Here is a 17,009-nt window from a genome sequence, read left to right as displayed (position 1 = left end):
TTCTGGTGGTAGCAATGTTTTATTGCCAGCGCATCTAAATGCGATTGTCTTACGTCCCCAAATGCACGGTATCACTATGACGGCGCAAACAGACAGTCATGTCGATATCGAAGTGATGGCCGGTGAAAACTGGCATGATTTGGTGATGTATACCGTGGCTCAAGGTTGGTATGGACTTGAAAACTTGGCATTGATACCGGGTCTGACGGGAGCGGCGCCTGTACAAAATATCGGTGCTTACGGTGTGCAATTAGAAGATTGCTTAGAGTATGTTCGTGCTTATCATCTGCCAACCCAAACTTGGCATCATCTAACAGCAGCAGACTGCCAGTTTGGCTACCGCGACAGCCTCTTTAAGCGTGCGCCCAATACTTGGCTGATCACTCGCGTGGGTTTTCGTCTGCATACCGATGCCAGTAAAATTCTTGCTAGCTATGGCGATGTGCAGACGGTCGCGCAGCGCTATGCAGAGCAGCAAGGGCGCGTGCAGCCCGTACCTGCTGATGTCATGCAGGCGATTATAGATATTCGCCAACAAAAACTGCCCGACCCTAAACAGCTCCCTAATTGCGGCAGTTTTTTTCAGAACCCTATTATTCCTCAAGCGCAATTTATAGCGCTACAATCCGCTCACCCTACCATCGTTGGCTATCCAATGCCGGATGCCATGGTCAAGGTAGCGGCTGGCTGGTTGATTGAACAATCTGGTTTAAAAGGTGGCGGTTTAGCGCCGATTATGACCCATCAGCAGCAAGCCTTGGTGTTGACCAATCACAGCCCTTATCAAGCGACGCAAGCAGATGTGGCAAAGGCTCAAAATCATATTGCCAATATTGTCTCTGAGATATTTGCGATTGAATTATCACGCGAGCCAGTTTGGGTAAATGCTGACGGCTCTATTGGATTTGATGAGCATGTGGTCTAAACGATCATGGTCTAAGCGCTTATGGCGCTCTTACTTACGTTCAGCTGAGCGTATGATAAAGCTGTTTCGAATTATAAATGCCACCTTTTTGCTGGGTTCAACGGCTGTTATTCTCGTTATTATCAGTTTATTTACCCCGCTATTTTCACAAGCAGTGATTTACCTTTTAGCCCATTTACCTTTACCAAAGATGCCGCCTGCCGCCATGAGCTCTCCACCGACCGCCTATGTGGTATTGGGCGGCGGTCTGACCAATGACAATAACAATCAAACCATCCTAAACAGTTATAGCCTCAACCGCGCCCGTACGGCGGCAACCGCCTATCATGATTTGCCACTACCTATTGTACTGAGTGGTGCTGAGGCGCCTTGGCTTGGTCAGTGGCTTATTGAACACGGTATTGATGGGCTCATCAGCGAAAATGCCAGTATGAATACCTGTGAAAATGCGCGTTTTACTGCTAAGCGTATTCCTCTATATCATGTGTACCTGATTACCGATAGCTATCATATGGCGCGGGCAAGGAGACAGTTTGCCCTAAACGGCATCAATAGTACCCCAATCAATGCGCCTTTACCGGTCAAACGCGATTGGATGGAACCGGCACAGAACTTAAGTCATTCGCGGCGGGCAGTTTATGAAGTCGCCGCCTACTTACGTGATGTGATACGCCCCCAAGCAAACTGTCGGCATGCTAAGGATGTGACCTCGCAGCAACTCTTAACCCCTAGAGGCAATGCCGTAAAAACGCCTACTGAATAACGCTTAGCTGGCATTTTCTGACCTAGTATTATTAAATTAGCATCATTAGATTAGTATCATCAGACGACTATTATTGCCCCATTATCCACTGTCTCACTTTTAGTATTTATAGAACATTTATAACACTTGCAATAAGTGTATAATATAAGAAACTGCTATTGAAGAGGTTTGCCATGCTCAGTATATTTTTATTAATTCCCTTAAGTTTAATGCTGTTCGTGGTCGCCATCTGGGCAATACGTTATGCGGTCAAATCAAACCAGTTTGAGGACTTAGATAATGCGTCACAGCGTATTATTTTGGATGACCGTCAAGAACGTCGGCAAACGATTCAAGCTCATACGCCTAGTGACGATATACCGCAAGCTGATGACACGGCAGACTCCAACAAAGCCGACGATTGAGTGCTACCGATTCACCTTTTACGGATATCGTCTTAATAAAGCAAATAGCTATCAATAAAATTCAAACATATAGCCTTCCATATCTCATTTATACGTGACTGCTTTTATCATTTTTTTAGATAAATGATAAAAATAGGCTCACGCTTTACTATTTTTAGGAGAGACTCCCCATGACCACAGCTTTACTTGTTGCGGCATTACTAATGGGATTTTTTGGTTCACCGCATTGCTTAGGCATGTGTGGCGGGCTAGTAGCAGCATTTAGTCTATCGATGAAAGATGTGAGCCCTGCTAAGCGCCGCGCTTTGATAGCCACCTACCACTTCGGGCGTTTAAGCAGTTACGCATTTTTAGGTTTGGTCGCCGGACTTGTGGGTACCACTGTTTTAGAGCCATTAATGAAAGGCAATAGTACGCCTCGTATCTTATTGGGCTTGGTATTGGTATTTGTTGGTGTCACGATGCTTGGCGCGCCATTTTTAACCAAGCTTGAGCGTGTCGGCATGCGTTTTTGGCAGTATCTGAGTCCGCTACGCCAAAAAGTATTTCCACTTAATACCTTCCCGCGTGCTTTAGCGGCAGGGTTATTATGGGGGTTCTTACCTTGTGGTTTGGTTTACGGTGCGCTACTTATTGCCGTCGTTGCTCATAACCCATTGGGCGGTGCAGCATTGATGTTTGTCTTTGGTTCGGGGACAGTGCCGATGTTGGTTGCCACCCATGAAACGGTTGGTTGGCTACGTGAGAAAATTGGACGCCTACGTTTAAGACAAATTAATGGCGCTATCATGGTTTTATCGGGGTTAGCAGTGGTATTTATCCCTATGATAATGGCTAGCATGCATGGTGGACACGGCGGCGGCGCGGGGCATGGAAATGCACAAATGAGTCATGGCAACCACTCCGCCATGATGGCTGATAGCAATGATTCTACGGTAACGGCAACTACAGCTGCCCATCATGATATGAGTAACATGCAGCACGAGATGGCACCCGCTACGGATAGCACGATGGATCATAGTATGCACAATATGGAACATAATGCAGATAACAGCATGAATCACAACATGAATCACAACATGGACACTATGCCAGATGAGCAAGACATGAATAGCCATCATCGTGAAGCTATAACAGAATCTTCTCAATAACAGCATAAAAGTCATGATTGACTTTTAAGAAAAGCCCTTAACATCACATGACGTTGAGGGCTTTTTTATGCAGCAAGGTTAGTAAAACTGTTCGCTCAATAATAATTATCAAAGCAAGATTGGTTGTACTATTATTCCTGCCACTGCTCAAGGCTAAACTTGGTATCTAAATGCTTCTCTAATGCTGGGATATTAAAGGCATCATCTTCGCTGACGAAGCTAATACTGATACCGGTTGTCTCGCGCGTCCAGTGCGTCCGATACGGTGTACGTAATCATCCGGCTGACCTGGCAAGGTATAATTAATCACATGGCTGACATCATCAACATGAATACCGCGTCCTGCCACATCGGTTGCGACCAACACAGAAGCATGACCATCTTTAAAGCGTTGCAGATATTTTTCGCGCTTTTGCTGAATCACATCGCCTGATAACATGACGATTCTATGTCCCTGACGCAGCTTATGATACAAGCGCTTAACCTGATCTTTACGGTTGGCAAAAATAATCACCTTCTCGACTGTGCTATCAGTGATGATACGTTCGACCGCTGCTAGTTTTTGATCTTCGGTTAATAAGTAAAAATGCTGATCGACCAATTCACTGGTCTTATGCTCAGGCTCAATCTCTACAAACTCTGGCTCATGCAACCAGCGGTAAGCGAGATTCATCACATCTTGGTTAAAGGTGGCAGAAAACAACAAGCTTTGACGATCAGTATTTGGCGGCATACGACCAACCAAGCGCTTGATATCTGGGATAAAACCCATATCGAGCATACGATCGGCTTCATCTAACACCAACACTTCGACGCGATCTAGATAGACCATGCCTTTGTGCATTAGGTCAATCAAACGACCTGGAGTGGCAATTAAGATATCCACATATTGGCGCTCAAGCTCATGCTGCTGGGTTTCATAATTGGTGCCACCCATGATACACACGCTGTGTAGCGAGGTATATTTGGTCAGAGCAATACAGTCGTCAAATATCTGCTGGGCAAGCTCACGGGTTGGCGCCATAACAACGGCACGTGGCTCACCTAAATAACGTTCTTCATCGGCAGCAAAAGGACGTTTCAGTAACGCCTCCATAATGGTCAGTAAAAACGTTGCCGTCTTGCCAGTACCCGTTTGCGCCTGTCCGATGGCGTCTTGATTTGCCAATGTATGAGGTAATATCTGTGCTTGAATGGGCGTCAATTCAGTAAAACCTAAATCACTCACGGCACGTAAGGTAGGGTTTGATAACGGCAAATCCGTAAACGTCTTAAAAGTACTCAAAAAAATATCCTTGTGTGTGAATCGCTTGTCTATTATTAATAAATAAAAGCTTAAATGAATAAAAGCTCATGATAGGCGTTGGTTTTATAATACGACTATCTGTCGTGAGTAGGAAATATTGTGATTAGAAGCTACTACTTAAAAAAAGCCCAGTCCGCAATCTCTAATCAGAAAAATTATAAAACTCATAAGCATAAAAAAGCCAAGCCCAACGCCTAAACTTACCAAATATGCTGCGTTCAACTCAACATAGGTAAGACAAGACGGGCTTGACTCAGTAGTATATCAGTAGTTTGTACAGACATTATAGCTGAACGGCGCTAATGACTGTAGCGATTACTCTTCTACTTTTCTGACTTCTTCAGCTTGCAGGCCTTTATCGCCTTCTACCACACTGAACTCAACCTTTTCGCCATCTTTTAGAGAGCGATAACCATCACCTTGGATTGCGCGGAAATGGACAAAAATATCTTCGCCGCTATCACGTTGAATGAAACCAAAGCCTTTTGAGTCATTAAACCACTTAACGATACCTTGCTCACGAGCTGACATAATATTACTTCCTAAAAAGTCACTTAACCCCAAATTCCTTTGCGACATTGCATATAAACGGGGTTTAAGATTATGAAATCAAAATGTAAGAGTGCTACTCTACATACCATCATCTGCACATAAAGCGTGTTATTACCCTCTTTATGATGCAGCCTATAGTAAAATTACTATGGTCAGTGTAGGTTCATATCAAAATTGCTTTATGCACTTTAATAATCAACCTAACTGACATTAGCAACAAATAGGTAATATTTGTTGCGTAAAAAATATCATAGCACGGGTTTTTAGCAACATAAAGACTTTTAACATGATTTTTAGCCCCTAGGATAATTTTTCATGTTATTTTTTATTACATGGCTGCCAAGCTGTTATGATAAAAGGATAAGGGCTTATCTATTTGGCTAGTTTTATTCTTCAGATAACTTTACTCTTAAAACCTTATAGCAAAGTTATCTTATACGGCCCTACTATTGACCCATAGCGATAACGACAACAATACTTATAAATAAAATACCACTTTATAAAGATAGAGACTATTATGACCACACCTTCTCAGCCAACAGTGACCGACAAAACCTCTAATCAAGAAACTCTTATAAGTTCAAATGACATAAGTTCAAACAATATAAGTGCAAACGCCAAAACGTATAAGCTGTTGCTTATCAATGGTGTTAATTTAAATTTATTGGGTAAACGTGAGCCTGAGATTTATGGTCATACAACCCTTGCTGATATTGAGAAAAATTTGGTCGCACGGGCAGCCAAATATGGCATTGAGCTGATTTGCATTCAATCAAACCATGAAGGCGAGCTTGTCGATGAGATTCAACATTATGGTCTGTTAGCAGAGTCAGCAGCGCAAGTAGATGCGATTATTATCAATCCTGCTGCCTTTACTCATACTTCGGTTGCGATACGGGATGCACTATCGGCAACACAAAAACCCTTTATAGAAGTGCATTTGTCCAATGTTCACGCCCGTGAATCGTTCCGGCAGCATTCTTATTTTAGTGATATAGCCGTCGGCGTTATTTGCGGCTTAGGGCATTTAGGCTATCAGATGGCATTAGATTATTGGCTGACTCATACTTATGATTTGAAGTTAGACAGCTAATGATTTATCACTTGATGCTTGTTATTAAAACCTTATTGAAACCTTGTTTATTAACCAATAAAAAACCGTCATACTGTTAAGTTATAAGCGACAATCTATAACTTATAAGCAGCATTAAGATACGCATACTGTTGCTTTTGGCACATTTTTTGGCACACTAGTTAAACAGCAATCCTTTGCTTAAAATAATAACATTAGGGCTTAGTAAATAAACCCACTATATGGTGACATGAATGGCAAAATCGTCCGGAAAACGCTTTATGAAACTCGCTGGCATGACCGCCAGTATTGCCGGCAAAGCTGCAAAAAACTCATTAAAGCATCTCTCAAGTGACGAAGAAAAACGTCTACAAGCGCGCTCAGAGCTGATGCAAGACGTCGGTGTTCAGATAGCTGAAACCCTTGGCGAAATGAAAGGCGCGGTGATGAAAGTGGGTCAAATCGCCTCGCAATATAAAGATGTGTTTCCGCCGGAAGTTGCAACAGCTTTAGAGAAGCTGCAAAAAGATGCACCGCCGATGCCGTATGCGCAGATACGTGCCCAAGTTGAGCGTGAGCTTAACGCACCAGTTGCTGAGTTATTTACTGAATTTGAAGAAGCACCCTTTGCCGCCGCCTCAATCGGGCAAGTGCATAGAGCCGTTTTGCCATCTGGACAAAGGGTGGTGGTAAAGGTTCAATACCCTGATGTCGATGAGAACTGTGATAGCGACCTGAAGCAAGTACGCATGGCGTTAAAAATAGCCGGCGTGCTCAATATGAGTAAACAATTACAAGAGCAGTTATTTCACGAGATTCGCCAAAGCTTGCACGATGAGCTCGACTATATTAAAGAGGCGCACAACCTCCAAGTATTTGGTGCGTTTCATGCAGACGACGACGGCCTTATTATTCCTAAAGTGATTGGTAGTCATTCATCCAGACGGATTTTGACCTTAACCGAAGAGATGGGTGAAACGCTCACGGTCGCCGCTACGTGGGATAATGCCATCAAGCAAAAAATTGCTGAGCGCCTGTTCCATTTTAGCGCAGGGCAACTATTTGGTTTATACCGCATGCACTGTGACCCACACCCTGGCAACTTTGCCTTTCGCACCGATGGCAGTGTGGTCGCTTATGATTTTGGCGGAATTCGCAGTTATAGCCATAGCGAAGTACAATTATTTCGCCGTTTTGCCAAGCATGCTTTAAAGGGTGACGTGACCGCGCTTGAGCAAGATTTAATCGCCCTAGACATTCGCCGTGATGACGAGAAAGTTGTGCCGGGTGAGTTTTATCAGAAATGGCTAGAGATTGGCCTTAAGCCTTTATCCGTAAAGCCTTATCAAGAAAGTGCATTTAATTTCGGTAGCAGCCAGACCCATCACGAAGCCATCGCCCAAATGCGTACTTCTTTAAAGTATTTTGGTCAGTTTCAGCCATCAGCGACGACGATGATGCTTGACCGTACGATTTCGGGTCAGTATTGGAATTTGGTCAATCTGGGTGTGGTGATAGATTTATCGCCACTGGTTGCTGAATATATAGACTATTAGTACTTAGAAGCCCGATAATTTTAAAAAGCCATATAAGTCGCGTTAATAAACACTAAACATGCAGGGCATGACCGCAGCGATCGCAGAAATCTGCTCCTACAGCGTGGCCGAATTTTCCGCAGTTTGGACAGGCAATAGGATTGAGCTGTGGACGCATATTACGTGCCAGCTCAGCGGTAAAGATACCCGTCGGTACGGCAATAATCGCATAACCGGTAATCATGACCATAGATGCAATTGCTTGTCCGATGGGCGTTTTTGGGGACATATCGCCATAGCCAGTGGTAGTAACCGTTACCACCGCCCAATAAATAGAGATTGGGATACTGGTAAAACCATTTTCCGGCCCTTCTACCACATAGACGACCGAGCCAAAAATAGTCACCAGCAATACCAAGGATAAGAAAAATACCGTGATTTTTTGCTGGCTGGTTTTAAGCGCTGAGGCAAGAAAACCTGCCTGCTGCATATAAGTGTTGAGCTTGAGCACGCGAAATATACGCAAGATACGTAGTATACGAATCACGAGCAAATACTGTACACCACCAAATATCAAGCTTAAATAGCTTGGCAATACCGACAATAAATCCACTATCCCAAAGAAGCTAAAAGTATAACGAAAGCGATTGGGCGCTGAAAATAGCCTTAAGATGTATTCAATGGTAAACAAAATGGTAAAAAACCATTCTGCATAGCGAAATATGGTGCCATATTGCAAACGCATGTACAGCACACTATCTAGCATCACTACGCCGACACTGGCCAAAATCGCAATCAGCAATACGATATCAAACAGCTTACCCAAACGGGTATCCGTGCCTTCGATAATAATATGAATGCGGTTACGCAAATGAGTAATGGCTTCGGCAGTTGGTTGCTTCATAGAGTCAATAAAGTCACAAGATCAATGGTTATATAGAACCGAACGTTTTAGGCTGGCATGGACAAGCTAAGGTTGGTCAAAATGCGCTAAAGTGGTTTATAATATTGCAAATATTGTTGCTCTCGACCGTCATCGTCAGAATTGATGATGGGCCAAAATATAGAAAATAGCAGTGTAGCAAAAAAGCGCACCAAACGACATACAAATCGTTAACTGGCTGATAGGTCTATTACACTGCATTAACAGCACAATCATATAATAAGAATACCTCATCAGGTATAAAAAGTTGTTACTGATGTATAGTCCTAACAACTTTTTTATCCGCACTATAAATAACACGTAAAACTTAAGGATGTCATATGGCAGGCCATTCAAAATGGGCAAATATCAAACACCGTAAAGCCCGTCAGGATGCGGTAAAAGGTAAAGTCTTTACCAAAATTATTCGTGAAATTGTTTCTGCTGCCAAGCAAGGTGACCCCGACCCTGATAAAAACCCGCGCTTGCGTGCCGTTATCGAAAAAGCACTGTCAGTCAATATGACACGAGATACCATCAATCGCGCGGTTGCTCGTGGTACAGGCGGCGATGACAATGATAATATGGATGAGGTCAGCTACGAAGGCTATGGTGTCGGCGGCGTCGCAGTATTGGTCGAAACCTTGACTGATAACCTGAACCGTACGGTCAGTGAAGTGCGTCATGCTTTTACCAAAAACGAAGGCAACCTTGGCACCTCAGGCTCAGTGGCTTATCTATTTACCAAGCGCGGCGAAATCACCTTTAACGATATCAGCTTAGAAGAAGAAGTTATGCTAACGGCCTTAGACGCTGGGGCACTTGATATCGAAAACGACGGCGAGTCACTACTGGTCATCACTGAATGGGAAAGTTTCGGTCAAGTCAAAGATGCGCTCAATGCGGCTGGTCTGGTCTCTGACAATGCTGAAGTGACTATGTCACCATCTACCAGCGCTGAGATAGACAACGTTGAAGATGCCGAAAAAGTCATCAAGATGATTGATATGTTAGAAGATATCGACGATGTGCAAGAAGTTTATAGTAATGTGACTTTTTCAGATGAGGTTATGGCGCAGCTTGAGCAGTAGTTCGAGCAATAGTTTCTAAGCAATATAACCATTTATCAACACCTTATCGATTATTAATAAAAAGGCGAAACATATTTAATGTTTCGCCTTTTTTAGTGTTTAAGCGCGGGTGATGAGCGCTTTTTCCATACTAAGTTTTGTAGCTCACCCCTTCCAGCGCTAACAAATACGCTTTCTTATCTAAGCCGCCTGTATAACCACCCAGCTTACCATCGCTGGCAATTACTCGATGACAAGGAATAATGATGCTAAAAGGGTTTTTACCATTGGCATTAGCAACCGCACGAAAGCCTTTAGGATTACCTACGCGCTGCGCCAGTGTGGCATAGCTAATCGTTTCACCATGCTTGATGCCTTGTAACGCCCGCCATACCTGTTGTTGAAACTCAGTGCCTAAGCTTATATCTAATGGCAAATCAAATACTTGACGCTTACCCTCAAAATACGTGATTAATTGCGCTATCGCTTCTATAAGTAGCGCTTGAGCAGGCACGTCTTTGCTTAGGCTGTTTTGAGCGATAAAGGTAAAATCTTGATCGACAAGCCCATAATGCTTTTTAAGTTTAGGAATGGATTTTGAGCTGTGCCAAGAATCGCCCACCTGCAGCCAATTGACTTCGACCAGCTTAGGGCTGCTGCTATGCGCACTAGCAATCAGTGCTAACTGGTGCGACTCAACAGCTGCGATGGTGACTATCATGATTCTTCCCTCTAAACACTCATATTTTTAACGCTTATTTATTCATTGAAAAAAACTACCAAGCGCTACTCTTTATCGTCAGTCTCAAATAAAGCGGCGACAAACTGTTTTGGACTAAAGGCACGCAAATCATCAATCGACTCACCGACCCCAATATAACGAATCGGCACATCCGAGGTTTCAGCGATATTAAAGACCACACCCCCTTTTGCAGTACCGTCTAATTTAGTAATAGTAATGCCGGTTAATGGCACGACTTTATTAAACAATTCCACTTGGTTAATCGCATTTTGACCCGTGCCAGCGTCGAGGACAATCATACCTTCGTGCGGCGCGCTTGGATCGGCTTTACGCATGACGCGCACGACTTTTTCAAGCTCCGCCATTAGGTGGGTTTTATTTTGCAAACGCCCTGCCGTATCAGCGATTAATACGTCGATATTTTTTGCTTTCGCAGACTGCATGGCATCAAAGATAACAGAGGCGCTGTCAGAGCCATGACCTTGGGCAACGACTGGAATATTATTGCGCTCACCCCAAATCTGCAGCTGTTCAGTCGCCGCCGCACGGAACGTATCGCCCGCTGCCAACATAACGGACTTACCTTCACCTTGTAGACGCTTAGCAAGTTTACCAATAGTCGTCGTTTTACCAACACCATTCACGCCCACTACCAAGATAACAAAGGGCTTTTTACTAGTATCAATAACGAGTGGCGCAACTTTTGGCGTTAAGATATCGACCAGCTCAGTTTGCAAGGCTTTATACAATGAATGGGCATAAATCAAATCACCACGAGCGGTTTGCTCAGTGAGACTTTTGATAATACGATTGGTTGCATTGACGCCGATATCAGCCACCAACAGCTGGTCTTCAACTTCCTCTAATAGCTCATCATCAATCTCTTTACCACCGATAAGAATACTGACCATACCTTCGGCAAGATTTTTACGTGACTTACTTAGTCCCGTTTTCATACGATTAAACCAGCTGCCTTTTTTCTTATTTTCCTCAGTCTGTTTTGACTCTTGTGACTCTTGTGACTCTTCTGGCGCGGCTGATAACTGCTGTATCTCGGTTTGTGCTTTATTTATAGCACTGGTATCACTAGTGGCAGATGTAGCGCTTGGTCTATCCCCCAGATGATCTTGCAAAGGCATGGTAGGAATGGTAGTTATAGACTGCGACGGAATAGCGGCTTTATTAGTATTTACAGCGCCTGTTGCAGTTTCTACAGTAGCTTCTAAAGTGTTTTCAGAAGAACTTTGTTTTTCTATCTCAACGATGGGCGAACCTAATGCCATATCCGCTGCATCACTCTTTTCTGCATCACTCTTTTCTGTATTACTGCTTGCAACGCTGTCTGACGCATCGACGATGGGTACCGTTTGCGCTGGCAGACTGGGTAAGGTAATATCATCGTCATCCAAATCATCAAGACCGCCGTCAAGGTTGATGACCACACGATTGCTATTATTGGGATTATTCATAAGCTTGCCCTAAAAGTTATCATTATCAGTAATTTGTTTTAAAGTGACTGTTTTTAAAGTAACTGTCTTTAAAGTGGTTTTTTAAAATGGCTGTTTTAAAATGGCTATGCCGCCCGCTTTTTATTATTTAACGGGCGATTATTTTTAGTCTAGTTTAGCATAATTCAAGTGGTCCTTAGCCTTTAGCATTGTAGAGCGCTGTCAAATTATAAAAACGTGGCAATCCATAACAAACAGCCATGCCAAAAACCGTGCCAAACAGACTGCTTTAAACAAGACTAAAAATTATGATAGCAATCATACTGTAAACCATACGCTGGTCTAAGCAAGTTTCGCTTAAGGTTTGGACACAAAAATCTAACCTTTGATAGGCCAAACTTCGCCTACTCTTAGCGAGCGCTAAACCCTTGTATTTTTTAATTTACTCAACCACTTATATTGGAAATGACCTATGTTATCACTATCGAATAACTATAAAAAAATGACCCAAATGGGCGCCGCCGTGCTTCTCGCTACCATTGCATTATCATCAACAGGCTGTAGCACCACTCAAGAATTTAAGCCGACCGCTAGCGTCATGGTTGGGGCGCATAAGTCGTTATAACGGCTTTATGCTCATTATAAATACGTATATTACTAGACGCATTAACATACGCTCTTCTCATTCTATAAATCAGTTACTTATCAGCTGCCTTTTTATATAAGTAGAACCTATCATGTCATTGTCACTGCCTTCATCACTGTCTTTACCATCATCTGCTCACTCTCTACGCCTTGCCTGCGCTTTGGCCATGGCCACTACCCTTGCGGCTTGCCAAACCAGCGCGATTTCTTCGGCAAGTGGAGTTGCTACAAATAAAAATACTACAACTACAGATGTGATAAATAAAAACCAAACGCTTAAAGACACCGAGCAATCTTCAGCATTGACCATGGATATGTCTGGTCGCCATGAATATAAGCTCGCAAATGGTTTAAAGATAGTGGTCAAAGAAGACCACCGCGCGCCTGTGGTTATGACCCAGATTTGGTATCGCGTCGGGTCAGCAGATGAGCCACTTGATAAAGGCGGCATCTCCCATGTGCTAGAGCATATGATGTTTAAAGGCACCACTGATGTATCAAGCGACGATTATGAGCGTTTGATTGCTAAATTTGGCGGCGTTAATAATGCCTTTACCAGTTACGACTATACTGGCTATTACGAGCTTTTCCCTGCCAATCGTTTGCCGTTAGCTTTAGAGCTAGAAGCGGATCGCATGACCAATTTGGTTTTTGATGACAAAGCATTTGCCAAAGAGCATCAAGTGGTGATGGAAGAGCGTCGTCAGCGTACGGATGACAACCCCCTTGCCAAAGCTTATGAGTCATTTCGCTTGCTGGCCTTGCCGAACAGCCCGAAAGGCGAATCGGTCATTGGACCCATGAGCGAGCTTGAGTCGATTACTCTTAACGATTTAAAAGACTGGTATAAAATATGGTACGCGCCCAATAATGCGACGTTGGTTATCGTCGGTGATGTCGAACCAACCGAAGTATTGGCGCAGGTTAAACGCTACTTTGGGGCGCTGAAACCAAGCGCGCTACCCAAGCGTCCTGCGGTCACGCAAAAGGGCTTTCGCGGTTATCAGCAAGTAGAATCCGAGCAAGCGGTGCAAGTGCCAGTTTTATTAATGGGTTATAACGTGCCCAGTCTGGTGAGCGCTGGTGCTAATAATGAAAAACAAGCCTATGCGCTATCACTTGCCCAAGATGTATTAGATGGTGGTTTATCAGCGCGGCTAGAGAGCAGACTGGTACGTGAGCAAGGACTACTTACTACGGTAGGTACGTCTTACGATTTGCTTGATCGCGGCGATGGACTGTTTTTGATACAAGCAACCCCGCGTGAAGGCGTCAGCTTAGCGCAAGCACAACAAGCCATTATCAATGAGATTAATAAGCTATCGACCGACCCGATTGCTGCCGATGAAATCGAGCGCGCCAAAACCAATACTGTCACCGGTTTGGTGTATGCACAGGACAGCATGGAAGGTCAGGCGCGTATGATTGGCTCCCTGCAGTCTATCGGTCTTGATGATAGGCTACTGGCTAAATTGCCAACCAAGCTTGATAACGTAACGATTGCGGATATCCAAGCGGCAAGTAAAAAGTATTTGGTCAAAGACAATTTAACGGTGATGCATATCATCCCGCCTAAAGAGACTGCCGATAAAGATAAAGCTAGCCAAGATAAGATGAGCAAAGATACCGTTAGTAAAAATGATGCTACTAATACCGCTACTAAAGAAACGGCAAGCAAAGCTAAATAACATCAACATGCTCTCTAGTTACCTTGGCAAAAACCCGATACTTATGACCTTATTAATAAGAAGAAAGACATGACTCAAATACCTTTTCTTAAGAAAACCAAATTCTCATCTAATGTTAATCAGCTTCCTTATCTGAGTGCAGGTATATTCTTTGGGATGATGACCTTAACTACTATCGCTCAGGCAGATATGGCAGACGGCGAAGATGCTCGCACGCCGGCTGCCGCAGTCGATACTAGCGCGCCTATTGCCGCTTTAGCTAAGCTTAGTAGCCTTGATAATGCCAAACCTTTAGAAGTCACTGTTCCAAAGATTCAAACCTTTAAGACCAAAGCCGGTATTCCTGTGCTTTTCGTGCCGACGAATACTTTGCCCATTGTCGATATTGATTTGCGCTTTAACGCCGGTAGCGCACGTGATGGTAGTATCAGTAAATCGGGCTTTGGTATCGCCAATATGACCGCGACGATGCTTGAACAAGGCTCCAAACGCTTAGATGAAAATGAGTTCACGCGGGCGGTCGAAACCTTGGGTATCAATCTAAGCAGTGGCGCTTATAAAGACATGTTTATTGTCTCGTTGCGTAGTTTATCTGATGATAAGCATTTACTGCCTGCCGTTGACTTAATGACGCAAATGCTTACTGAACCCAGCTTTGATGAGCAAATATTAGCCCGTAATAAAGCACGCTTACTGGTCGGTCTACAGCAGCAAAAACAAGACCCAGGCAGTCTTGCTAGCATTGCCTTTAGCAAGGCACTCTATGGCGACCATCCTTACGCCCATCCATCGGTTGGCACGCTGGAAACGGTTCCTAATATTAAAAGACAACAGCTAATCGACTTTAAAAACCGCTATCTAGTCGCCGCCAATGCGTCGCTTGCCATGACTGGTAATTTGACTTTGGCACAAGCAAAAAATTTGGCTGAAGAAATAACGGCTGACCTACCGATTGGTCAGGCGGCGGCTACCCTGCCCGAACCAAAACCATTAACCCAATCTCAGCATATTCATATTCCGTTTCCTAGTAGTCAAACCACGGTATTAATGGGTCAATTGGGCGATAAGCGCGCGACTGACCCCCAAGCGCAGCAAAAGCAAACCAACTTTGCCGTCGGTAATGAAGTGCTAGCAGGTGGCGATTTTAACGCGCGCTTGATGACCGAAGTCAGGCAAAACCTTGGTTATACCTATGGCATTTCAGGCTCTATGAACCCGATGCTGGCGCGCGGACCTTATCAGATTGGTTTTTCGACTCGTAATGATAAAGCGCGCGCGGCGATTGATGCCAGCTTGGCGGTGATTAATGAGACGTTAGATAAAGGTATCACCAGCGATGAGATGAGATTGACCACGGATAATTTAAAAAACAGTTTTCCGATGGGTTTCGCCAGTAACGCAGGAATCAATAGTCTACTTGGCATGATGAATTTTTATCAGCTACCCAACAGCTACCTGACCAATTATGTCAGTCGTATTGAACAGGTCAAACTGTCAGAGGTTAACCAAACCCTGCGCGGAACACTAAAACCTGATAACTTTTTAATCGTTACCGTTGGGGAGGTGAACCCTTGGCATGAGAAGACGTCTAAGAAAAAATAATAAGCCTAATAGCAGATTCTTTATAGGCGTTTAAGAATATCGATTGAGCGTTGATATACCTTTATTGATAATCAATTATCTATAAAAAACCAACTAAAAAAAAGCTCAGCTAGTAATATTGACTGGCTGAGCTTCTTTAATTCACGATATAGTTTTTAAAAATATACTATTTAATAGCGGCAAGCAGAGCTGCTACTGGCATGATTAAAGCCCCATTTACGATAACCATCAGTATCTAAATGAATCGCACCGGTAGAATATAACCCTAGGCCAAAGTTGTGCGATTGGCCCTGATATTGCCAAAACTCACATAAGCTGTCTTGCATACGACTCAGCTGCCATGGGCTACTTTCATATTCTGGCACCCAAATATCCATCGCGCCTGCCGTCATGTGCTTACTGGCGTTTGCCCCGCCTGCACAGCCATTTAACCCAGGACTGCGATAGACTGAACGTATCTCGGTATTGGCAGGCAAGATACCTTGGTTTTTGAGCTGACTATAAAGCTGCAAGGTCGGCACAATATTCGCCCATAGCTCCTGCGGCGGTAGCTGGTAAGGCTCATAGCCGCATTTATCCCAACTACGGGCGGTCGTTAGCAGCTGTGATAAGGGCGGGACATTTCTCGCCCCCACTCGTGAGCTTAAATAGCGCTGATAATTGGCCACTTGTCCGGCGCGGTAGCTATTACTATTTAACCACGTATTAAAATCCATACTGGTAAAATCGTTATAATTACTATTTCCGAAGTTATTATTACCAGTGTTATAAGTGGTGTTATAACGTGGCGTAACTTTATTGGTAATGACGCGTTTGCTCTCTTCTATCGACAAACCACTATCAAAATTAAATTCACGCTGTTTTTGTTGAATGAGCCCTTGCATACTATCGCCGCCTAAGCTATTTGACCCACTCCTGCCCTCGCTTAATATTGTCGCGCCGCCACTATAACTATTGCTTTGACTGCCATAATTTCTAGCAGGCGTGATATAGGCGTTAGAAGTGCTATCAGTAGCGCTACTGCCATGGCGGATTTGGATACGGCGCTCACTATTATCACTTATAATAGCGGCAGAAGCCGAGACACTGCTGGCACAAATACATAGGGCAATAACAGGCTTATATATTTGCCTATAAACAGATTTTTTTGTCTTTATCATTATTAGAAACTACCGCTAAAAACG

The 17,009-nt window shown here is 43.8% G+C and carries 15 protein-coding genes and 1 pseudogene; 10 read left to right on the top strand and 6 right to left on the bottom strand.

The features are described 5' to 3' along the window. The 4 genes from murB to JMX94_RS10440 form a co-directional block, all read left to right on the top strand. Positions 1-925: UDP-N-acetylmuramate dehydrogenase (gene murB / locus JMX94_RS10455; RefSeq protein WP_201565280.1), on the top strand; the 925-nt coding region annotated here is incomplete at its 5' end. Continuing rightward, positions 909-1,688, top strand: coding sequence for a YdcF family protein (locus JMX94_RS10450; protein WP_374220416.1), 780 nt, complete (start codon positions 909-911; stop codon positions 1,686-1,688). The genes murB and JMX94_RS10450, both read left to right, overlap by 17 nt. A gap of 173 nt (positions 1,689-1,861) precedes the next feature. After that, complete coding sequence (ccoS, locus tag JMX94_RS10445; RefSeq protein ID WP_201565277.1) at positions 1,862-2,092, top strand: cbb3-type cytochrome oxidase assembly protein CcoS; 231 nt, start codon at positions 1,862-1,864, stop codon at positions 2,090-2,092. Positions 2,093-2,262: 170 nt separating this feature from the next. Continuing rightward, a complete protein-coding gene (locus JMX94_RS10440) occupies positions 2,263-3,243 on the top strand; it encodes a sulfite exporter TauE/SafE family protein (protein ID WP_201565276.1) in 981 nt (326 codons plus the stop codon). A 131-nt stretch (positions 3,244-3,374) separates the two neighbouring features. Here the strand turns inward: JMX94_RS10440 and JMX94_RS10435 are convergent. Together JMX94_RS10435 and JMX94_RS10430 are read right to left on the bottom strand one after the other, a co-directional pair. Continuing rightward, positions 3,375-4,528, bottom strand: a pseudogene (locus JMX94_RS10435) (DEAD/DEAH box helicase). A 336-nt stretch (positions 4,529-4,864) separates the two neighbouring features. Beyond that, positions 4,865-5,080: a cold-shock protein gene (locus tag JMX94_RS10430; protein ID WP_011513806.1), complete on the bottom strand. Its 216-nt coding sequence runs from the start codon at positions 5,078-5,080 to the stop codon at positions 4,865-4,867. A 538-nt stretch (positions 5,081-5,618) separates the two neighbouring features. On the opposite strand from JMX94_RS10430, the gene aroQ reads away from it, so the two are divergent. Together aroQ and JMX94_RS10420 are read left to right on the top strand one after the other, a co-directional pair. Then, positions 5,619-6,194, top strand: a complete 576-nt coding sequence (aroQ, locus tag JMX94_RS10425; protein ID WP_201565275.1) for a type II 3-dehydroquinate dehydratase — start codon at positions 5,619-5,621, stop codon at positions 6,192-6,194. A gap of 233 nt (positions 6,195-6,427) precedes the next feature. Continuing rightward, complete coding sequence (locus tag JMX94_RS10420) at positions 6,428-7,729, top strand: AarF/ABC1/UbiB kinase family protein (protein ID WP_201565274.1); 1,302 nt, start codon at positions 6,428-6,430, stop codon at positions 7,727-7,729. Positions 7,730-7,781: 52 nt separating this feature from the next. On the opposite strand, the gene JMX94_RS10415 is transcribed toward JMX94_RS10420, so the two are convergent. Further along, positions 7,782-8,612 (bottom strand): ion transporter, encoded by an 831-nt coding sequence (locus JMX94_RS10415; RefSeq protein WP_201565273.1) that lies wholly within the window; start codon positions 8,610-8,612, stop codon positions 7,782-7,784. A 359-nt stretch (positions 8,613-8,971) separates the two neighbouring features. On the opposite strand from JMX94_RS10415, the gene JMX94_RS10410 reads away from it, so the two are divergent. After that, positions 8,972-9,721, top strand: a complete 750-nt coding sequence (locus tag JMX94_RS10410; protein ID WP_201565272.1) for a YebC/PmpR family DNA-binding transcriptional regulator — start codon at positions 8,972-8,974, stop codon at positions 9,719-9,721. Between the two features lie 130 nt (positions 9,722-9,851). Here the strand turns inward: JMX94_RS10410 and JMX94_RS10405 are convergent, their stop codons facing one another. Then, entirely contained in the window at positions 9,852-10,421 is a 570-nt protein-coding gene (locus JMX94_RS10405; protein WP_201565271.1) for a methylated-DNA--[protein]-cysteine S-methyltransferase, read from the bottom strand. A gap of 65 nt (positions 10,422-10,486) precedes the next feature. Then, entirely contained in the window at positions 10,487-11,581 is a 1,095-nt protein-coding gene (ftsY, locus tag JMX94_RS13425; protein ID WP_201565293.1) for a signal recognition particle-docking protein FtsY, read from the bottom strand. A gap of 781 nt (positions 11,582-12,362) precedes the next feature. On the opposite strand from ftsY, the gene JMX94_RS10395 reads away from it, so the two are divergent. The 3 genes from JMX94_RS10395 (at position 12,363) to JMX94_RS10385 (ending at position 15,825) form a co-directional block, all read left to right on the top strand. Continuing rightward, positions 12,363-12,515 (top strand): hypothetical protein, encoded by a 153-nt coding sequence (locus JMX94_RS10395; RefSeq protein ID WP_201565270.1) that lies wholly within the window; start codon positions 12,363-12,365, stop codon positions 12,513-12,515. A gap of 112 nt (positions 12,516-12,627) precedes the next feature. Further along, entirely contained in the window at positions 12,628-14,223 is a 1,596-nt protein-coding gene (locus JMX94_RS10390; RefSeq protein ID WP_201565269.1) for a pitrilysin family protein, read from the top strand. A 69-nt stretch (positions 14,224-14,292) separates the two neighbouring features. Then, positions 14,293-15,825 (top strand): pitrilysin family protein, encoded by a 1,533-nt coding sequence (locus tag JMX94_RS10385; RefSeq protein WP_201565268.1) that lies wholly within the window; start codon positions 14,293-14,295, stop codon positions 15,823-15,825. 170 nt (positions 15,826-15,995) lie between these two features. Here the strand turns inward: JMX94_RS10385 and JMX94_RS10380 are convergent, their stop codons facing one another. Further along, complete coding sequence (locus JMX94_RS10380; RefSeq protein ID WP_201565267.1) at positions 15,996-16,985, bottom strand: D-Ala-D-Ala carboxypeptidase family metallohydrolase; 990 nt, start codon at positions 16,983-16,985, stop codon at positions 15,996-15,998. Positions 16,986-17,009: the final 24 nt, after the last annotated feature.

The organism is Psychrobacter sp. CMS30 (genome assembly GCF_904846565.1).
Lineage (GTDB): Bacteria > Pseudomonadota > Gammaproteobacteria > Pseudomonadales > Moraxellaceae > Psychrobacter > Psychrobacter maritimus.
The sequence above is the reverse complement of the archived record's forward strand: the minus strand, read 5'-3'. Positions and strand labels throughout refer to the sequence as shown.